Source organism: Novosphingobium oxfordense (genome assembly GCF_044029435.1).
Lineage (GTDB): Bacteria > Pseudomonadota > Alphaproteobacteria > Sphingomonadales > Sphingomonadaceae > Novosphingobium.
Genome location: NZ_CP147005.1, coordinates 2,013,325 through 2,028,256, shown reverse-complemented (window position 1 = coordinate 2,028,256; position 14,932 = coordinate 2,013,325). Strand labels below are relative to the sequence as shown.

Below are 14,932 nucleotides of genomic sequence, written 5' to 3'. Positions count from 1 at the left end.
ACATGCGGGAATGGGCTGAATTCACTCTGTCGGGAAGCGACAACGATGGCGTCCGCACGGTGGCGCTGGCGGGGCCGCTTTGCGTGCATTCGCTGGGCAATCTGGACGCCAAGATGGCGGAATGCGGCGGTCCGGTGCACCGGATCGACATGTCCGGCGTGACCGATATCGACACCACCGGCGCCTGGCTGGTCAAGCGTTTCGCCGAAGAGCACGGGCTGGAGATCGCCGGCCAGAGCGAGGCGGCCAAGCGCCTGTTCGCCGCGATCGGCCGTCTTCCCAAGGACGAATCGAAGGCGGAGCCGCAGGCCGGCCTGCTGCTGCGGACGGTCGGCGAATTCGGGGACGTGATCGTTGCCTGGGGCAAGGGTCTGGTCAAAGCCGTCGGCTTCCTGGGCGAACTGATCCTGGCGCTGGGCGTGGCGATCCGTCACCCGTCGCGGCTGCGCGGCACGGCGCTGGTCTTCCACATGCAGCATGTGGGCATCAACTCGCTGTGGATCATCGGGCTGATGAGCTTCCTGATCGGCATCGTCATCGCCCAGCAGGGCGCGGTGCAGCTGGCGCAGTTCGGCGCGGAAATCTACACGATCAACCTTACCGGCCGCCTTGCCATGCGCGAACTGGGCATCCTGATGACTGCGATCATGGTCGCCGGCCGCTCGGGATCCGCCTTCGCCGCGCAGATCGGCACGATGAAGCTGACCGAGGAAGTGGACGCCATGCGCACGATCGGCGTCTCGCCGATGCAGGCGCTGGTGGTGCCGCGCGTGCTGGCGGCGATGCTGATGATGCCGCTCTTGGGCTTCTATTCCACCGTGCTGGCGATCATCGGCGGTGCCTTCATCGCCAACTTCGCGCTCGACATTCCGTTCTGGACCTTCCTCCAGCGTACGCAGGAAGTGGTGCCGGTTACCGATATCTGGGTGGGCCTGCTGAAGGCGCCGGTCTTCGCGCTGATCGTGGCGCTGGCGGGCTGCTATCAGGGCATGCAGGTCACCTCCAATGCCGAGGAAGTGGGCCAGCGCACCACGCAGGCAGTGGTGACCGCGATCTTCACGGTGATCGTGCTGGATGCTTTCTTCGCGATCTTTTTCACCAAGATCGGCTGGAAATGACCGAACTCGCCACCGACACCCAGGCCGGGGCCGAAGCAGGGCGCTCCCCGGCGCAGGACGACTATCCGATCGTCGTCGAAGGGCTGACCAATGCCTTCGATGGCTTCGTGGTGCACGACAACCTCTCGCTCAAGGTTCGCAAGGGAGAGATTCTGGGCGTCGTCGGCGGATCGGGTACCGGCAAGTCGGTGCTGATGCGTTCCATCATCGGGCTGCAGCAGCCGGAATCGGGCGATATCACCGTGCTCGGCCACCATATGGAGGACTCCACGGACGAGGAGGGCATCGACCTGCGCTCGCGCTGGGGCGTGCTGTTCCAGGGCGGTGCGCTGTTCTCCACGCTGACGGTGGGTGAGAATGTGGAAGTGCCGCTGAAGCAGTTCTTCCCTGAGATCGGCGATGAACTGCGCGCCGATATCGCGCGCTTCAAGGTGCGCCTTGCCGGCCTGTCGGAAGAGGCGGCTTACAAGTATCCCAACGAGCTTTCGGGCGGCATGCGCAAGCGCGCCGGGCTTGCCCGTGCGCTGGCGCTCGATCCCGAACTGCTGTTCCTGGACGAGCCGACCGCCGGCCTCGACCCGATCGGCGCCGCCGCTTTCGACCGGCTGACGCGCGGGCTGAAGGAGACGCTGGGCCTCACCGTATTCCTGATCACCCATGACCTGGATACGCTGCACGCCATCTGCGACCGCGTGGCCGTGCTGGCGGACAAGAAGGTGATTGCGGTGGGCACTATTCCGGAGCTTCTGGCGCTCGACCATCCGTGGATACAGGAATACTTCAACGGCCCGCGCGGCCGTGCGGCGTTGAGCGCCAAGGACGAGATTTCGGATACGACTTCGGACAAGAACGACCCCGCGAACGCGTTTTTCGGCGCGGCGGAGGACGGTTCCGGATCCGGTAACAATTCAGGCTCCGGCAACAATTCGGACGAGCCGGAGGCATAGGGCACCAGAGTATGGAAACACGGGCCAATCACGTCTGGGTCGGAGCGGTCACGCTGGTGCTGCTGGCGGCGCTTGCGGCGTTCATCATCTGGATTGCCCGCCTGAACGAAGGCGCGCGCAACGAATTCGACATCTTCTTCAAGCAGTCCGTGGACGGGCTCGCGAAGGGCTCCGGCGTCGATTACGCGGGCGTTCCGGTCGGGCAGATCAAGCAGATCGAGCTTTGGCCGCAGGATCCCAGCTTCGTGCGCGTGCGCATCAGCGTCAATTCCGACGTTCCGGTTACGGTGGGCACCACGGCGACGATTCAGGGCAGCTTCACCGGCGTGTCGGACATTCAGCTTGAAGGCGCCGTCAAAGGCGCGCCGCTGCTGATGGAACCGGGGCCGGAAGGCGTGCCGGTGATCCCGACCAAGCGGGGCGGCCTGGGCGAAATCCTGTCCAACGCACCGCTGTTGCTGGAGCGATTGGCGACGCTGACCGAGAATCTGAACCTGCTGCTGTCCGAAGACAATCGCCGATCGATCACCGGCATTCTCAAGAATACCGACAAGATGACGCACGATCTTTCCGCCGCTACGCCGGAAGTGCGCAAGACGCTGACGCAGCTTCAGGGCACGCTGGATCAGGCGACCAGGACTCTGGCGGCGTTCGAAGGCGTGGCCGGCAAGGCGGACAATCTGCTGGGCGATCAGGGCAACTCGCTGGCCGAACAGCTGCGCAAGACGCTGGCATCGGCGCAGAAGTCGATGGATACGCTGGACCAGACGCTGCAACACGCGCAGCCGGCTTTCGACAAGGTGTCCGATCAGACCCTGCCCGCAGCCGAAGCCGCGATCCGCGACTTGCAGGCAACCAGCCGCGCCTTGCGCGCAGTGACGGAAAAGATCGACGAACAGGGCGCCGGCGCGCTGCTCAAGGGGCAGAAGCTGCCCACTTACAAGCCATGATGGGGCCAAGGATGCGAACTGAGATGCGAACCGCGAAGAGCAGCGCCCGTAAGCCTGGCGCCCGCCATGTTCTCGGCAGCGTTCTGGCGGTTGCGGCCTGCCTTGCGCTGCCCGGCTGCATCAGCCTGGCCGCCAAGCCGCCCGCGCAACTGATCCGCCTGACGCCGGACGAGAGCGCACCTGCAGGTTCGCAGACCACCGGCCAACTGTCCGAAGCGATCGTCGTGCTCGATCCCGAATCCGACCGCAGCCTGGATACGCCCCGCGTGCCGGTGAAGATCGACGCCTCCAGCCTGTCCTACCTGAAGGACGCGTTCTGGACGGAGAAGCCCGCACGCCAGATGCGCACGCTGCTTGCAGAGACGCTGCGCGCGCGCAGCGGCCGGCTGGTGGTGGAAGGCCTGGACTTCGAAGGGCGCGGTCAGGTCCAGATCGGCGGACGCCTGCTGGCGATGGGCTATGACGTGCCGACGCGTTCGGTGATCGTCCGCCTCGACGTCACCCGGTCCGAGCGCAATGGCCCGATCACTTCCCGCCGCTTCGAAGCTGCCGTACCCGACGTAAAGCCCGATGCCGCGGCCGTGGCGCCGGCGCTGAACCGCGCCGCCAACGACGTGGCCAAGCAGGCGGCCGACTGGATCAAGGGTTCCTGAAACGACTTGATCGTGGCTATGTAAGGAACGGTAACAATAATTGTCACCATTTCTTGCACTGATCAGCGTTCCAGTGAATTTTCTGTAGTCCAGTCGATTGCATTTGACAGGGTGAGGCCCGATTTTCGGGTTTCAATTGTTGCTCAAGGATTTCTGCGGGCTGGGCGGTCAATCCCAATTGTTTTCGTGTGACAAGATTGCAACGTTTGGATGACGGGCAAGACTTTTACGCGTCTTGCCCGGTTGCAACATGACAGGTGCCCTGTATTCGGCCCCCACTCCACGCCAGGGGGGCGGGAGTGATTACAGGTGCGATTTACCATGAAGAAGATCACCCTCGCGGCCGCTGCGGCCGCGCTGTTCGCCATGCCTGCTGCCGCCAATGCGCGGGCTTATGTCGAAGTCGATGGCGGTTTGGACAGCGCGTCGATCGGCGGCGAGGCGTCTCAGGGCTTCGCCTATGGCGTGGCTGCGGGTTACGACATAGAACTGGGTAACTCTATGTTCGCAGGCATTGAGGCTACTGCTTCGGACAGCACGACCAAGAAATGCTACGGCTCGATGGCGACCATCGGATACCGGTATTGCGTGAATTCCGGCCGCGATCTTGCCGCCGTCGTTCGCCTTGGCACCAGTGTTGGTGAAAAGACCAAGCTCTATGTGCTGGGTGGATACACCAACGGCCGCGTCCGTGAATCGGAAGAGATGGACACCGGCAACGGCATCGTTGGCTACAAGGACGGCACCAACCTCGACGGCTTCCGCCTCGGCGCTGGATTGGAGCAGGAACTGGGCCACAATCTGTTTGGCAAGGTCGAATACCGCTATTCGAACTATCAGTACGGCGTGTCGCGCCACCAGGTGGTTGCGGGTGTCGGCATCAAGTTCTGATCGACTGACGTACCGTCGCTGACGGACGGGGCGTGCGACCCTGCCCCGTCTGCGCGATGTGGCCCGCTCCGGCTCTTCCGGGGCGGGCCTTTTCCGTGGTGAGTGGCTTTCAGTGGGCCCGCGACAGGCGGGCGAAGTCCATCGCCAGCTGGAAGGCGGTGAAACGGGTGGCGCGGCGTTCGGCGGCTTCCCAGTCCTCGCCCCAGAGTTCGACCTGCCAGTCTTCCTCCAGATTGGCGGCCTTCCACAGCGCTTCCGCATCGGCGTCGGGCTCGATCGCGGCAAGGGCGATTACCAGCGAGGCGGCAAGGCTCGCCAGCATCCGCAGCGCAGCGAGGGTGAAGGCGTCCTCGGCCGCCAGCACGGCTTGGAGATGCGCTAGCGTCTCGGCCGGCAGGGGCTTGTGGAGAATGCCGGAGACGCGCGGGAACTGCACGCCATGCTTGGCTTCTGCGGCAGTCAGCAGCGGCTCCCACACCGCAAGCTGGCGCTGGTACAGCGCATCCTCGGGATCGGCGCGGTAGGACAGCGTGTCCGTCTCGGCATAAGGCAGGATCTCGCGCAGGGCGAGCGCCGGGTCGGCACCGATGGCGTCCACCGCGAAATCGGCCAGGTCGCGCAGCGGGAAAGTCTGCGGATCGATCTTTTCGCCCTGCGCAGCCCATTCGGCGGCCAATGCCTGCGCCAGCGCCTGGGTGGGAACCTCTTGCGCACGGCCGCCGGCGGTCTTGATGCCCCGCCCGTCCAGCAGCACGCGCCAGCCATTGTCCGCTTCGGCGACGGTCACTTCCTTGTAGAAACGCTTCACGTGTCGAATTCCGGTCAGTTGCGGCTGCGCCACTTGCGCGCGAGCAGGCGGGGGATGACGAAGACGTCGATCATGCCGTTGGCGATGAGCAGGTAGCCCAGCCAGAGCGGCCATTGCAGCTTGTTCGAACCGATCGCCAGGCCGGCGACGACACAGGCGACGCCGAAAATACGCACGAGCTGGATGGTGATCCAGCGGTTGCGCGCCGGGTCCTTCGCCGTTTGGTCGGCCGTTCGATTGGTGCTCATGACAGCAGGTGCTCCAGCAGTTCGCGTGGCGTCTCGACGACTTTTTCGGCCCCGGCGGCCAGCAGTTCGGTCGGGTGATGATAGCCCCAGTCCACGCCGACGCCGCGCGTGGCGGCATTGCCGGCCATGTGCATGTCGTAGACGGTATCGCCGATCATCACCGTTTCGCTGGGCTGTGCGCCGGCATCCATCATCGCCTCCTCCAGCATCGCCGGGTGCGGCTTGGAGGGGTGGCGGTCCGCCGTCTGGAGCGAGACGAACAGGTCCTTGATCGCATTGCTCTCAAGGCAGAAGGACAGCCCGCGATCGGACATGCCGGTGGCGACGGCCAGCGTCCAGCCGGCATCGCGCAGGGCGTGCAGCACTTCGGCAATGTCCGGGAACAGCGGCTGCGAGACGCGGCCCTCGGTGCGGGCCTGCCGGAACGCGGCCTTGTAGGCATCGGCCATGGCGTGCTGCTGCGCCTCGTCGCTGTCGGGCAGCAACTGGCGCATCGCCTGTGGCAGAGAGAGGCCGACCGCACGGCGGATCAGCCCGCGTGAGGGGGCGGGAAGGTCGAACTGCGCGAACGTCGCCTCCATCGCCTCGCAGATCGGGGCCTGCCCGTCGACGAGGGTGCCGTCGCAATCGAATACCGCCAGTTTCATCCGACCAAATCTCGCATCAATTGGGCGATGGCGCGCGACCCTTCGGCCTCCAGCCCCAGCGCCACCCGCTCACGCTCGTCGGCGGGCTTGTTCTGGGATAGCTTGAAGGTGGGGCGCCATGCCTGCACTTCCAGTTCGAAGCCGACGATCGCGGCCTTCAGCTTGGCAAGGTAGCCGGGCGAGACTTTGTCCATCGTCCACACCTTTCCCTCGGCAATCCGAGCCTCGTTACGGGCGGAGAGGGCTTCGAGAAGGCCCATCAGCCCCTCGTCATCCATCCGGCGCACGCGGCCTTCCATCTCGACGCTGACGTAATTCCACGTCGGCACTTGCTCGCTGTCCGCATACCAGCGGGGCGAGACATAGGCGTCCGGCCCGTTCACCACCGCCAGCACCGTGGCATCGGCGATATGGCGGGTGAGGGCGTTTCCGCGCGCCAGATGGAACTGCACGGCGCCGTCACCCGTCCACAGCAGCGGCGTGTGGGCAACGCGCGGCCCGTCCGGCGTGGCGGCGAAGATCATGCCGAAGCCGACCTCCTCCACCAGCGCCTCGGCCATCATACGATCGGCCGGACGGAACTGCGCGTTGGGATGCATCAGCGCTTGCCGCGCGGTGCGCCGCCACCGGCGGGGCGACCGGCAGGCCTGCCGCCGCCAGTGCCAGGGCCAGTGCCATTGGGCTTGCGCGGCCCGGACGGCTTGCGGACGCCGGCGGGCTTGCCGGCAGCAGGTCTACCGGGGGCGGGCTTGCCCGCAGCCTTGCGCGGCCCGGCCTTCGCTGCGCCCGGTTTACTGGCAGCCTTGCCCGAAGGCTTCCCGCGCGATCCGGGGCGTTCCGAACCACCGTCACGGCGCGAGCGGCGCTCGCCGCGGCGTTCCTTGCGGTACTGCTTGGCGTAGGCCTTGGCGGCGCGCTTTTCGTCGTCCTTGGTGAACTCCGGCGCGCCTTCGGGCAGTTCCGCGCCGTCCGCCTCGTCGAAGCCGAGCGATTCCATCGAATTGGCGAAATGCTCGGGCAGGGGGGCAGTCACGTCCAGCGGGGCGCCGTCCGGATGCTCGATGATCAGGCGGCGCGCGTGGAGGTGCATCTTGCGGCTGATCGTGCCGGACAGGAACGCTTCCTGCCCGCCGTACTTGCCGTCACCCACGATCGGGTGGCCGATCGCCGCCATGTGCACGCGCAGCTGGTGGGTGCGGCCGGTCAGCGGGTGCAATTCCACCCATGCGGCGCGGTTGCCGGCACGGTCCAGCACGCGGTAGCGCGTCTTCGCCGTCTGGCCTTCCTTCTCGTCCACATGCATCTTCTCGCCGCCGGTGCCCGGCTGCTTGGCGATCGGCAGTTCGATCATGCCATCGTTGATGCTGGGCACGCCGACGACCAGCGCCCAATAGATCTTCTTGGCCGTGCGCCCCGAAAAGCGCTTGGAGAAGAACGCCGCGCTGCCCGGCGTGCGGGCGACGAGCAGCACGCCCGAGGTGTCCTTGTCGAGACGATGGACCAGACGCGGGCGCGGGCCCTTGTCCGCATAGGCGTCGAGCAGGCCGTCGACATGCTCCTTCATGCCCGAACCGCCCTGGGTGGCGAGGCCCGGCGGCTTGTTAAGCACGATCGCGGCACGGTCCTGCGTCAGCACCATGGCGTCGGCACGCTCGATCTCTTCCTCGGTCAGTTCGCGGCGCGGGCGCGAGGCGCCAAGGCCGGGCTTGGGCTCGCCGCCCGGCGGCACGCGCAGGATCTGGCCCGCTGCCAGGCGGGTGTCGACATCGGCGCGCTTGCCATCGACGCGCAGCTGGCCGGTGCGCGCCCAGCGCGAGACCATCGCGAAGCCCACTTGCGGCAGGTGGCGCTTGAACCAGCGGTCCAGCCGCACGCCATCGTCGTCATGACCGACGGTGAACTGGCGAACGGTGTCGGAGTTGGAAGGGGGGGAATTGTCGGCGCGGCTCATGCGGCGCTCCTCATCATAATAAGGCCGAGGAACAGCGCGGCGAAGCCTGCTGCCAGCGAAATGGCGACGTAGAATGCCGCAAGGCCCGGCTGTCCGCGCTCGGCCAGCGCGATAGTGTCGAGACTGAAGGAGGAAAAGGTCGTGAAGCCACCCAGCACGCCCACGCCGACCAGCAGTCGGACGTTTTCTCCGCCGGGCGCCATACGGCCCAACCAGCCGGCCAGCAAGCCCATGACAAGGCTGCCGACGACATTGACGGTCAATGTGCCATAAGGAAACGCCAGCGCGCGGGCGGGGCCAAGCAGGGCAGTCCAGGCATAGGCTACGACGAAGCGCAGCCATGAGCCGACCGCGCCGCCCAGCGCCACCATGCAGGAGGCGAGGAGGAAGGAAGGTTGGGGCATGGAGCCCGCCTTAGCCGCGAATGCGCGGATTTCCAATCGTGGTGCAAAACCGCATGCCTATCCGTGCAGATACTTGTGTGCGCTTTGACCGGTTGGCGGTTCCCGCTCTCTATAAAGAGCCTCGGGTGCGACCCCACTCCGCAAGGAGACATTCTATGCAAGTCTCATCCGCAACGAGCGCCATGAGCGCTCTGTTCAATCCCCGCAAGGACATGGACGACAAGATCTCGTCCGCCGTCAGCAGCGGTTCGATCAGCGATACCGACGCCACTGCTCTGGAATCGGCCCTCGATTCGATCGACAGCTCGCTTTCTTCCAGCTCCAGCACTTCGGGCAGCCGCCTCGATCCCTCGCAGATGAAGGATCGCATCGATTCGCTGATCTCCGACCAGGTCTCTTCCGGCGCGCTGACCGAAGACCAGGCGAGCGCGCTTCAGTCGTTGTTCGCGCAGGGTCCTTCGGGATCGTCCTCCACCGACGCATCGGCTTCGGCCGGCGGCGAGGATGCGATGGGCGGTATCGAGGGGATGGGCGGTCCGGGTGGCCCCAAGGGCGCCGGTGGTCCGCCTCCGGGGCCGCCGCCGCCGGGCGCGGCCGATGAAACCGACGATACGGACGATTCGACTTCCACCGATTCGACCGACTCCACGGACTCGACCGACCAGGCGCTCGATGCGATCCTGGCCTTCATCCAGAACCTGAAGGATGCCTCGGGCACCAGCAGCACCTATTCGGCCTCTGGCGTCAGCGAATCCGTGGCTTCCGGCCTGATCGTAGACCAACTGGCCTGATCGCCCGCATTGGTGTAGAACATTCTCCGTCGGGCTACCGCGCCCGGCGGAGGACTGTGTGAAAAGCGGCTATTTCGGCCTCGATTGAGCCGAGATTGCTTGCCTTGCACCCCCGTTGGTGCTAGCGGCCCCCAACTTCGAGCCGACCTCGCAAGGGATTCGGCGTATTTTCGTATTTTTTCAGGGCACCTTCCGCGTCGGAATGCGGAAACAGTGCTTTCGATTTGTGAGGTGTGTCGGTTTATGCAGATTCTCGTCCGCGACAACAACGTTGATCAGGCTCTCCGGGCTCTCAAGAAGAAGCTGCAGCGTGAAGGCGTTTACCGCGAGATGAAGCTGCGTCGTCACTTCGAGAAGCCCTCCGAGAAGCGTGCACGCGAAAAGGCTGCTGCCGTTCGCCGCGCCCGCAAGCTGGAGCGCAAGCGTCTCGAGCGCGACGGCGTCAAGTAAGAGCACCTGCCGATAGGCGTGGGGACTGCCCCCGCGCCTTAAGGCTGGCTCGGGCGGCTCGCGCCCCCACCCGATCCCCTTCCGGCCGTGCCGGGGGAATGTCGGGTGAGGGCGCGGGCCGCTTTCGCTTGCCTGCGTTTCAGGCGTTTGTCTGCGTTTCAGGTGTTTGCAGGTTCGGCCCGGCGATCTCCTGTCGCGCCTGTGCATGCCTGCATATCCGGCAACCGGCAGCGCGGCTTAATCGCTTGATGGTTGCGTTTTCCTGATCCATGAGGGCGCGGACGAATCCCGCGCCCTTTTGCCTATTCGCGCCCCGCGCGCCTATGCAGACGATCGGCGCCACAAGAAAACCAGGAAGGCTCCATGACAGAGATCACCCGCGTCCCGCTGCAGCCGGTTGCCAAGGGCGCCGTTGCCAAGATCTGGATCGGCGTGGCCGCCATCGCGCTCGCCGCCGCTGGCATCGCCTATGCCTCGCTGCCGCCTGCGGTCCATGTCGAGACGATCAAGGCCGGTTCGGGCGAATCGCCGACCATGGATGACGTTGTGCTGATCAACTACAAGGGCACGCTGGCCGACGGTAAGGTGTTCGACGAGCAGAAGAACGCCCCGATGGCGCTGGCGGAAGTCATCCCCGGCTTCGGCAAGGCGATGGTGAAGATGCAGCGCGGCGGCAAGTACGAAGTCGAGATTCCGGCTGAGCTCGGCTACGGCGCCAAGGGTGCCGGCCCGATCCCGCCGAACAGCAACCTGAAGTTCGAGATCGAACTGATCGACTTCAAGAGCCGTGCGGAGATCGAGCAGCAGCAGCGTATCCTCCAGCAACTGCAGCAGATGCAGGCGCAGCAGGGTGGCGCTGCCGGTGCGGCGATGCCGGGTGGTCCCGCAGGTGAGATGCCCGGCGGCCCCGCCGGCGCTCCGGTTCAGCCCTGATCGCGCGCCCGGTGAAGATCGCTTCCATCGCGTCGGCTTCGCTGCTGGCGCTCGCACTGCCGGTGGCGGCCCACGCCGCCGCAAAGCCGGCTGCCGCTGCTGCCGCCAAGCCCGCCGCGGCGCCGGTTGCTCCGGCAACGGCGGCCGCTCCGGCCGCGCCCAAGGTCACTGTCGAAACGGTGACCAAGGGTGATGGCGCCATGCCCGGCCGCGACGATTTCGTGCTGATCGCCTACAAGGGCATGCTCAAGGACGGCACCGTGTTCGACCAGTCGGAAGCGACGCCGATGGGCGTTGCCGATGTGGTGCCGGGCTTCGCCGATGGCCTGGTGCAGATGCAGCGCGGCGGCACCTACCGCCTGACGATCCCGGCGGTGCTGGGCTACGGCGCTGAGGGCTCGGGCCCGATCCCGCCGAATTCGGACCTCGTCTTCGAAGTCCAGATGATCGACTGGAAGACCCGCGCCGAATACGAACAGTTGATGGCGGCGGCTCAGGCCCAGCAGCAGGAAGCTCCTGCCGATCCGCAGGCCCAGCAACCCAAGCAATAAAGACGTCGGCGGCCCTTCGTGGGCCGCTCGATGCTTGAAGCAATTCCGGCCGGGTGCTAGCGCCCCGGCCAGAACTTCTGGCGTCCGCGCGTTTTATCGGCGCGGTGCCGGTCTAACTGAAGGAACGCCATGTCGGTCGATACCGCAACCGTTGCGAAGATCGCCAGCCTTGCCCGCATCAAGGTGAGCGAGGCTGAAATCGAGGCGATGGTCCCCGAACTCAACGGCATTCTTGCCTGGGTAGAGCAGCTCGGCGAAGTCGATACTTCGCAAGTTGAGCCGATGACCGCCGTCATCCCCAACACGCTGCGCCTGCGCGATGACGTGATCGATGCCGATCCGCTGACCGGCGGCAACAAGCGCGATGCCGTTCTGGCCAATGCTCCCGCCGCCGAACACGGCTTCTTCGGCGTGCCCAAGGTGATCGAATAATGACTGATCTTACCGAATTTGGCGTCGCGCAGATCCGCGACGGCGTTGCGAACGGCGATTTCTCCGCCGTCGAAGTGGCTACGGCGTTCAACGCCAATGTCGCCGCCGCGCAGGAAGCGCTGAACGCCTTCATCATCGCCACGCCTGAAAAGGCCATCGAAGCCGCACAGGCCACCGATGCCAAGCGTGCCAAGGGCGAAGCTCTAGGCAAGATGGGCGGCGTGCCGATCGGCATGAAGGATCTGTTCGCCACCTTCGACGTGCAGACCACTGCCGCCAGCCACATGCTGGAAGGCTTCAAGCCGCAGTACGAATCGACCGTCTCGCAGAAGCTGTGGGATGCTGGCGCGGGCATGCTGGGCAAGCTCAACCTCGACCAGTTCGCCATGGGCTCGTCGAACGAGACCAGCTACTTCGGCAACGTGATCTCGCCGTGGAAGCGCAACGATGGTGGCAACGCCGCCCTCGCGCCAGGCGGTTCCTCGGGCGGTTCGTCGTCGGCTCTCGCCGCGCGTCTCTGCCCGGCGGCGACCGGCACCGATACCGGCGGTTCGATCCGCCAGCCTGCCGCCTTCACCGGCACCACCGGCATCAAGCCGACCTACGGCCGTTGCTCGCGCTGGGGCGTGGTCGCTTTCGCCAGCTCGCTGGATCAGGCCGGCCCGATGGCCCGCTCGGTGCAGGACTGCGCGATCATGCTCGAAGCCATGGCCGGTTTCGACGCCAAGGATTCGACCAGCCTCGACCTGCCGGTACCGAACTGGGAAGCCGCGCTTTCCGGCGACATGAAGGGCAAGAAGGTCGGCATTCCGAAGGAATACCGCGTCGATGGCCTGGACGAAGACGTGTCGAAGTCGTGGGACGACGGCATTGCCTGGCTGAAGGATGCGGGCGCGGAGATCGTGGAGATCTCGCTGCCGCACACGAAGTACGCGCTGCCGACCTACTACATCATCGCGCCTGCCGAAGCCTCGTCCAACCTCGCGCGCTATGACGGTGTGCGTTACGGCCTGCGCGACCTGCCGGACGGTGCCAACCTTCAGGACATGTACGCTGCGACCCGCGCCGCCGGTTTCGGCCCCGAGGTGAAGCGCCGCATCCTGATCGGTACCTACGTGCTCTCGGCCGGCTTCTACGACGCCTACTACACGCAGGCCCAGAAGGTCCGCGCGCTGATCGCGCAGGACTTCGCCAAGGCCTTCGAGCAGTGCGACGTGATCCTCGCGCCGACCGCGCCCTCGGCCGCCTTCGGCCTGGGCGAGAACGTCGACGATCCGCTGAAGATGTACCTCAACGACGTCTTCGCGGTGCCGGCCTCGCTTGCGGGTCTTCCGGCGATGTCGGTTCCGGCCGGCCTCAACCGTGAAGGTCTGCCGCTGGGTCTTCAGGTCATCGGCAAGGCTTTCGACGAACAGGGCGTGCTGAACGCCGGTCTCGCCATCGAGGCTCGCGCACAGTTCGCGGCCAAGCCGGAAAAGTGGTGGTAATATGAGCACGTATCGCATCCAGGGCGCGACCGGTGACTGGGAGGTCGTGATCGGCCTCGAAGTCCACGCGCAGGTCACCTCGAACTCCAAGCTGTTCTCCGGCTCGGCGACGGCTTTCGGCGCGGAGCCGAACAGCCAGGTCTCGCTGATCGACGCGGCCATGCCGGGCATGCTGCCGGTTCCGAACCGCGAATGCATCCGTCAGGCCGTGCGCACCGGCATGGCGATCGAGGCGCAGATCAACAAGTGGTCGCGCTTCGACCGCAAGAACTACTTCTATGCCGATCTTCCGCAGGGCTACCAGATCAGCCAGCTCTACCACCCGATCGTGGGTGAGGGCTCGCTGACCATCGATGCGGACGAGAAGGCAGGGATCCCGGCCGACAAGGTGATCGGCATCGAGCGCATCCACGTCGAACAGGACGCGGGCAAGCTGATGCACGACCAGCATCCGACGATGTCCTATGTCGACCTCAACCGATCCGGCGTGGCGCTGATGGAAATCGTCAGCCGTCCGGACATGACCTCGCCCGCAGAGGCCGGCGCCTACCTTTCGAAGCTGCGCACGATCCTGCGCTATGTCGGCTCGTGCGACGGCAACATGGACCAGGGTTCGATGCGTGCCGACGTCAACGTCTCGGTGCGTCGCCCCGGCGAGGAACTGGGCACCCGTACCGAGACCAAGAACGTCAACTCCGTGCGCTTCGTCATGCAGGCGATCGAGCACGAGGCGAGCCGTCAGGTCGACGTGCTGGAGAGCGGTGGCAAGATCGTGCAGGAAACCCGCCTGTTCGATCCGGGCACCGGCTCAACGCGTTCGATGCGCTCGAAGGAAGACGCGCACGACTATCGCTACTTCCCCGATCCGGACCTGCTGCCGCTGGAACTGGACGATGCCTTCCTTGAGGCTTGCCGCGCCAGCCTGCCCGAACTGCCGGACGCCAAGCGCGCCCGCTACGAAGGCGAACTGGGGCTTTCGGCCTACAACGCTGCCGTGCTGACCGCCGACGTCGATACCTTCGCGTGGTTCGAGGCGCTGCTGGCCGAAACCGCTTCGGCACAGGGCAAGGCGCCCGCCGAAGTGGCCAAGCAGGCGGCCAACTGGCTGATTTCCGAGTTCTTCGGCGCGCTCAACAAGCAGGGCAAGTCGCTGGAAGACTCGCCGATCAGCCATGAGCAGGCGGCGGAACTGCTGGCGCTGGTGGGCAAGGGCACGATCTCGGGCTCGATCGCCAAGCAGGTTCTCGAAACCATGTTCGAGACCGGTGACAACGCCGGCGTCATCGTCGAGCGCGAAGGCCTCAAGCAGGAATCGGACACCGGCGCCATCGAGGCCAAGGTGGACGAGATCCTCGCCGCCAATGCCGACAAGGTCGCGCAGTACCGCGAAGGCAAGGTTGCGCTGTTCGGCTTCTTCGTCGGCCAGACGATGAAGGCTATGGCCGGCAAGGGCAACCCGCAGGTCGTGAACGAGATCCTGAAGGCCAAGCTGGGCTGATTTCGTTTCGGATCGCTTAGAAAAGCCCCGGAAAGCAATGTGCTTTTCGGGGCTTTTTCTTGTGGTGCGGCATGGCCCACCCCGCTGCGACTAGGTTCGCCTGCGGCTCACCAAGTCTCGCTCCCCTCCCGCTTGCGGGAGGGGGTGGGGGTGGGTGCTTGCGGCATTGTGCA

Annotated in this window: 18 protein-coding genes; 12 read left to right on the top strand and 6 right to left on the bottom strand. The window is 65.5% G+C overall.

The window, feature by feature from the left end; translation table 11 throughout:
* Positions 1-2 precede the first annotated feature (2 nt).
* The 5 genes from WBP07_RS09425 (at position 3) to WBP07_RS09405 (ending at position 4,559) form a co-directional block, all read left to right on the top strand.
* The gene (locus WBP07_RS09425) at positions 3-1,118 is read left to right on the top strand and encodes an MlaE family lipid ABC transporter permease subunit (RefSeq protein WP_395390745.1); all 1,116 of its coding nucleotides are present in this window, start codon (positions 3-5) and stop codon (positions 1,116-1,118) included.
* On the top strand, positions 1,115-2,065 hold the full coding sequence (locus tag WBP07_RS09420; RefSeq protein ID WP_395390744.1) for an ABC transporter ATP-binding protein: 951 nt from the start codon (positions 1,115-1,117) through the stop codon (positions 2,063-2,065). The genes WBP07_RS09425 and WBP07_RS09420 overlap by 4 nt, the downstream gene beginning before the upstream one ends.
* A gap of 11 nt (positions 2,066-2,076) precedes the next feature.
* Entirely contained in the window at positions 2,077-3,015 is a 939-nt protein-coding gene (locus tag WBP07_RS09415) for an MlaD family protein (RefSeq protein WP_395390742.1), read from the top strand.
* 23 nt (positions 3,016-3,038) lie between these two features.
* A complete protein-coding gene (locus tag WBP07_RS09410) occupies positions 3,039-3,668 on the top strand; it encodes an ABC-type transport auxiliary lipoprotein family protein (protein WP_395390741.1) in 630 nt (209 codons plus the stop codon).
* Positions 3,669-3,989: 321 nt separating this feature from the next.
* Positions 3,990-4,559 (top strand): outer membrane protein, encoded by a 570-nt coding sequence (locus WBP07_RS09405; protein WP_395390739.1) that lies wholly within the window; start codon positions 3,990-3,992, stop codon positions 4,557-4,559.
* Between the two features lie 109 nt (positions 4,560-4,668).
* Here WBP07_RS09405 and WBP07_RS09400 read toward each other — a convergent pair whose 3' ends face one another.
* The 6 genes from WBP07_RS09400 to crcB are packed head-to-tail and all read right to left on the bottom strand — an operon-like array spanning position 4,669 to position 8,617.
* Positions 4,669-5,367 (bottom strand): ATP12 family chaperone protein, encoded by a 699-nt coding sequence (locus tag WBP07_RS09400; protein ID WP_395390738.1) that lies wholly within the window; start codon positions 5,365-5,367, stop codon positions 4,669-4,671.
* A gap of 14 nt (positions 5,368-5,381) precedes the next feature.
* A complete protein-coding gene (locus tag WBP07_RS09395; protein ID WP_395390736.1) occupies positions 5,382-5,615 on the bottom strand; it encodes a hypothetical protein in 234 nt (77 codons plus the stop codon).
* A complete protein-coding gene (locus tag WBP07_RS09390; protein WP_395390735.1) occupies positions 5,612-6,262 on the bottom strand; it encodes an HAD-IA family hydrolase in 651 nt (216 codons plus the stop codon). The genes WBP07_RS09395 and WBP07_RS09390 overlap by 4 nt, the downstream gene beginning before the upstream one ends.
* Complete coding sequence (locus WBP07_RS09385) at positions 6,259-6,861, bottom strand: FMN-binding negative transcriptional regulator (protein WP_395390733.1); 603 nt, start codon at positions 6,859-6,861, stop codon at positions 6,259-6,261. Before WBP07_RS09385 ends, WBP07_RS09390 begins: the two co-directional genes overlap by 4 nt.
* Positions 6,861-8,213, bottom strand: coding sequence for an RluA family pseudouridine synthase (locus WBP07_RS09380; RefSeq protein WP_395390731.1), 1,353 nt, complete (start codon positions 8,211-8,213; stop codon positions 6,861-6,863). Before WBP07_RS09380 ends, WBP07_RS09385 begins: the two co-directional genes overlap by 1 nt.
* Positions 8,210-8,617 carry a fluoride efflux transporter CrcB gene (gene crcB / locus WBP07_RS09375; RefSeq protein WP_395390730.1) on the bottom strand — a complete coding sequence of 136 codons (408 nt, stop codon included), beginning with the start codon at positions 8,615-8,617 and terminating at the stop codon, positions 8,210-8,212. The genes WBP07_RS09380 and crcB overlap by 4 nt, the downstream gene beginning before the upstream one ends.
* 155 nt (positions 8,618-8,772) lie before the next feature.
* Between crcB and WBP07_RS09370 the strand changes: the two genes are divergently transcribed.
* The 7 genes from WBP07_RS09370 (at position 8,773) to gatB (ending at position 14,759) form a co-directional block, all read left to right on the top strand.
* Positions 8,773-9,408: a hypothetical protein gene (locus WBP07_RS09370; RefSeq protein ID WP_395390729.1), complete on the top strand. Its 636-nt coding sequence runs from the start codon at positions 8,773-8,775 to the stop codon at positions 9,406-9,408.
* Positions 9,409-9,651: 243 nt separating this feature from the next.
* Positions 9,652-9,858 carry a 30S ribosomal protein S21 gene (gene rpsU, locus WBP07_RS09365; protein WP_132386556.1) on the top strand — a complete coding sequence of 69 codons (207 nt, stop codon included), beginning with the start codon at positions 9,652-9,654 and terminating at the stop codon, positions 9,856-9,858.
* A 363-nt stretch (positions 9,859-10,221) separates the two neighbouring features.
* Positions 10,222-10,791: an FKBP-type peptidyl-prolyl cis-trans isomerase gene (locus WBP07_RS09360; protein ID WP_395390728.1), complete on the top strand. Its 570-nt coding sequence runs from the start codon at positions 10,222-10,224 to the stop codon at positions 10,789-10,791.
* Positions 10,792-10,802: 11 nt separating this feature from the next.
* The gene (locus tag WBP07_RS09355) at positions 10,803-11,342 is read left to right on the top strand and encodes an FKBP-type peptidyl-prolyl cis-trans isomerase (protein WP_395390726.1); all 540 of its coding nucleotides are present in this window, start codon (positions 10,803-10,805) and stop codon (positions 11,340-11,342) included.
* Positions 11,343-11,471: 129 nt separating this feature from the next.
* Positions 11,472-11,774 carry an Asp-tRNA(Asn)/Glu-tRNA(Gln) amidotransferase subunit GatC gene (gene gatC / locus WBP07_RS09350; protein ID WP_132263426.1) on the top strand — a complete coding sequence of 101 codons (303 nt, stop codon included), beginning with the start codon at positions 11,472-11,474 and terminating at the stop codon, positions 11,772-11,774.
* Positions 11,774-13,261, top strand: coding sequence for an Asp-tRNA(Asn)/Glu-tRNA(Gln) amidotransferase subunit GatA (gene gatA / locus WBP07_RS09345; RefSeq protein WP_395390723.1), 1,488 nt, complete (start codon positions 11,774-11,776; stop codon positions 13,259-13,261). Before gatC ends, gatA begins: the two co-directional genes overlap by 1 nt.
* 1 nt (position 13,262) lies before the next feature.
* Positions 13,263-14,759: an Asp-tRNA(Asn)/Glu-tRNA(Gln) amidotransferase subunit GatB gene (gene gatB / locus WBP07_RS09340; RefSeq protein WP_395390722.1), complete on the top strand. Its 1,497-nt coding sequence runs from the start codon at positions 13,263-13,265 to the stop codon at positions 14,757-14,759.
* The last annotated feature ends 173 nt before the right edge of the window (positions 14,760-14,932 follow it).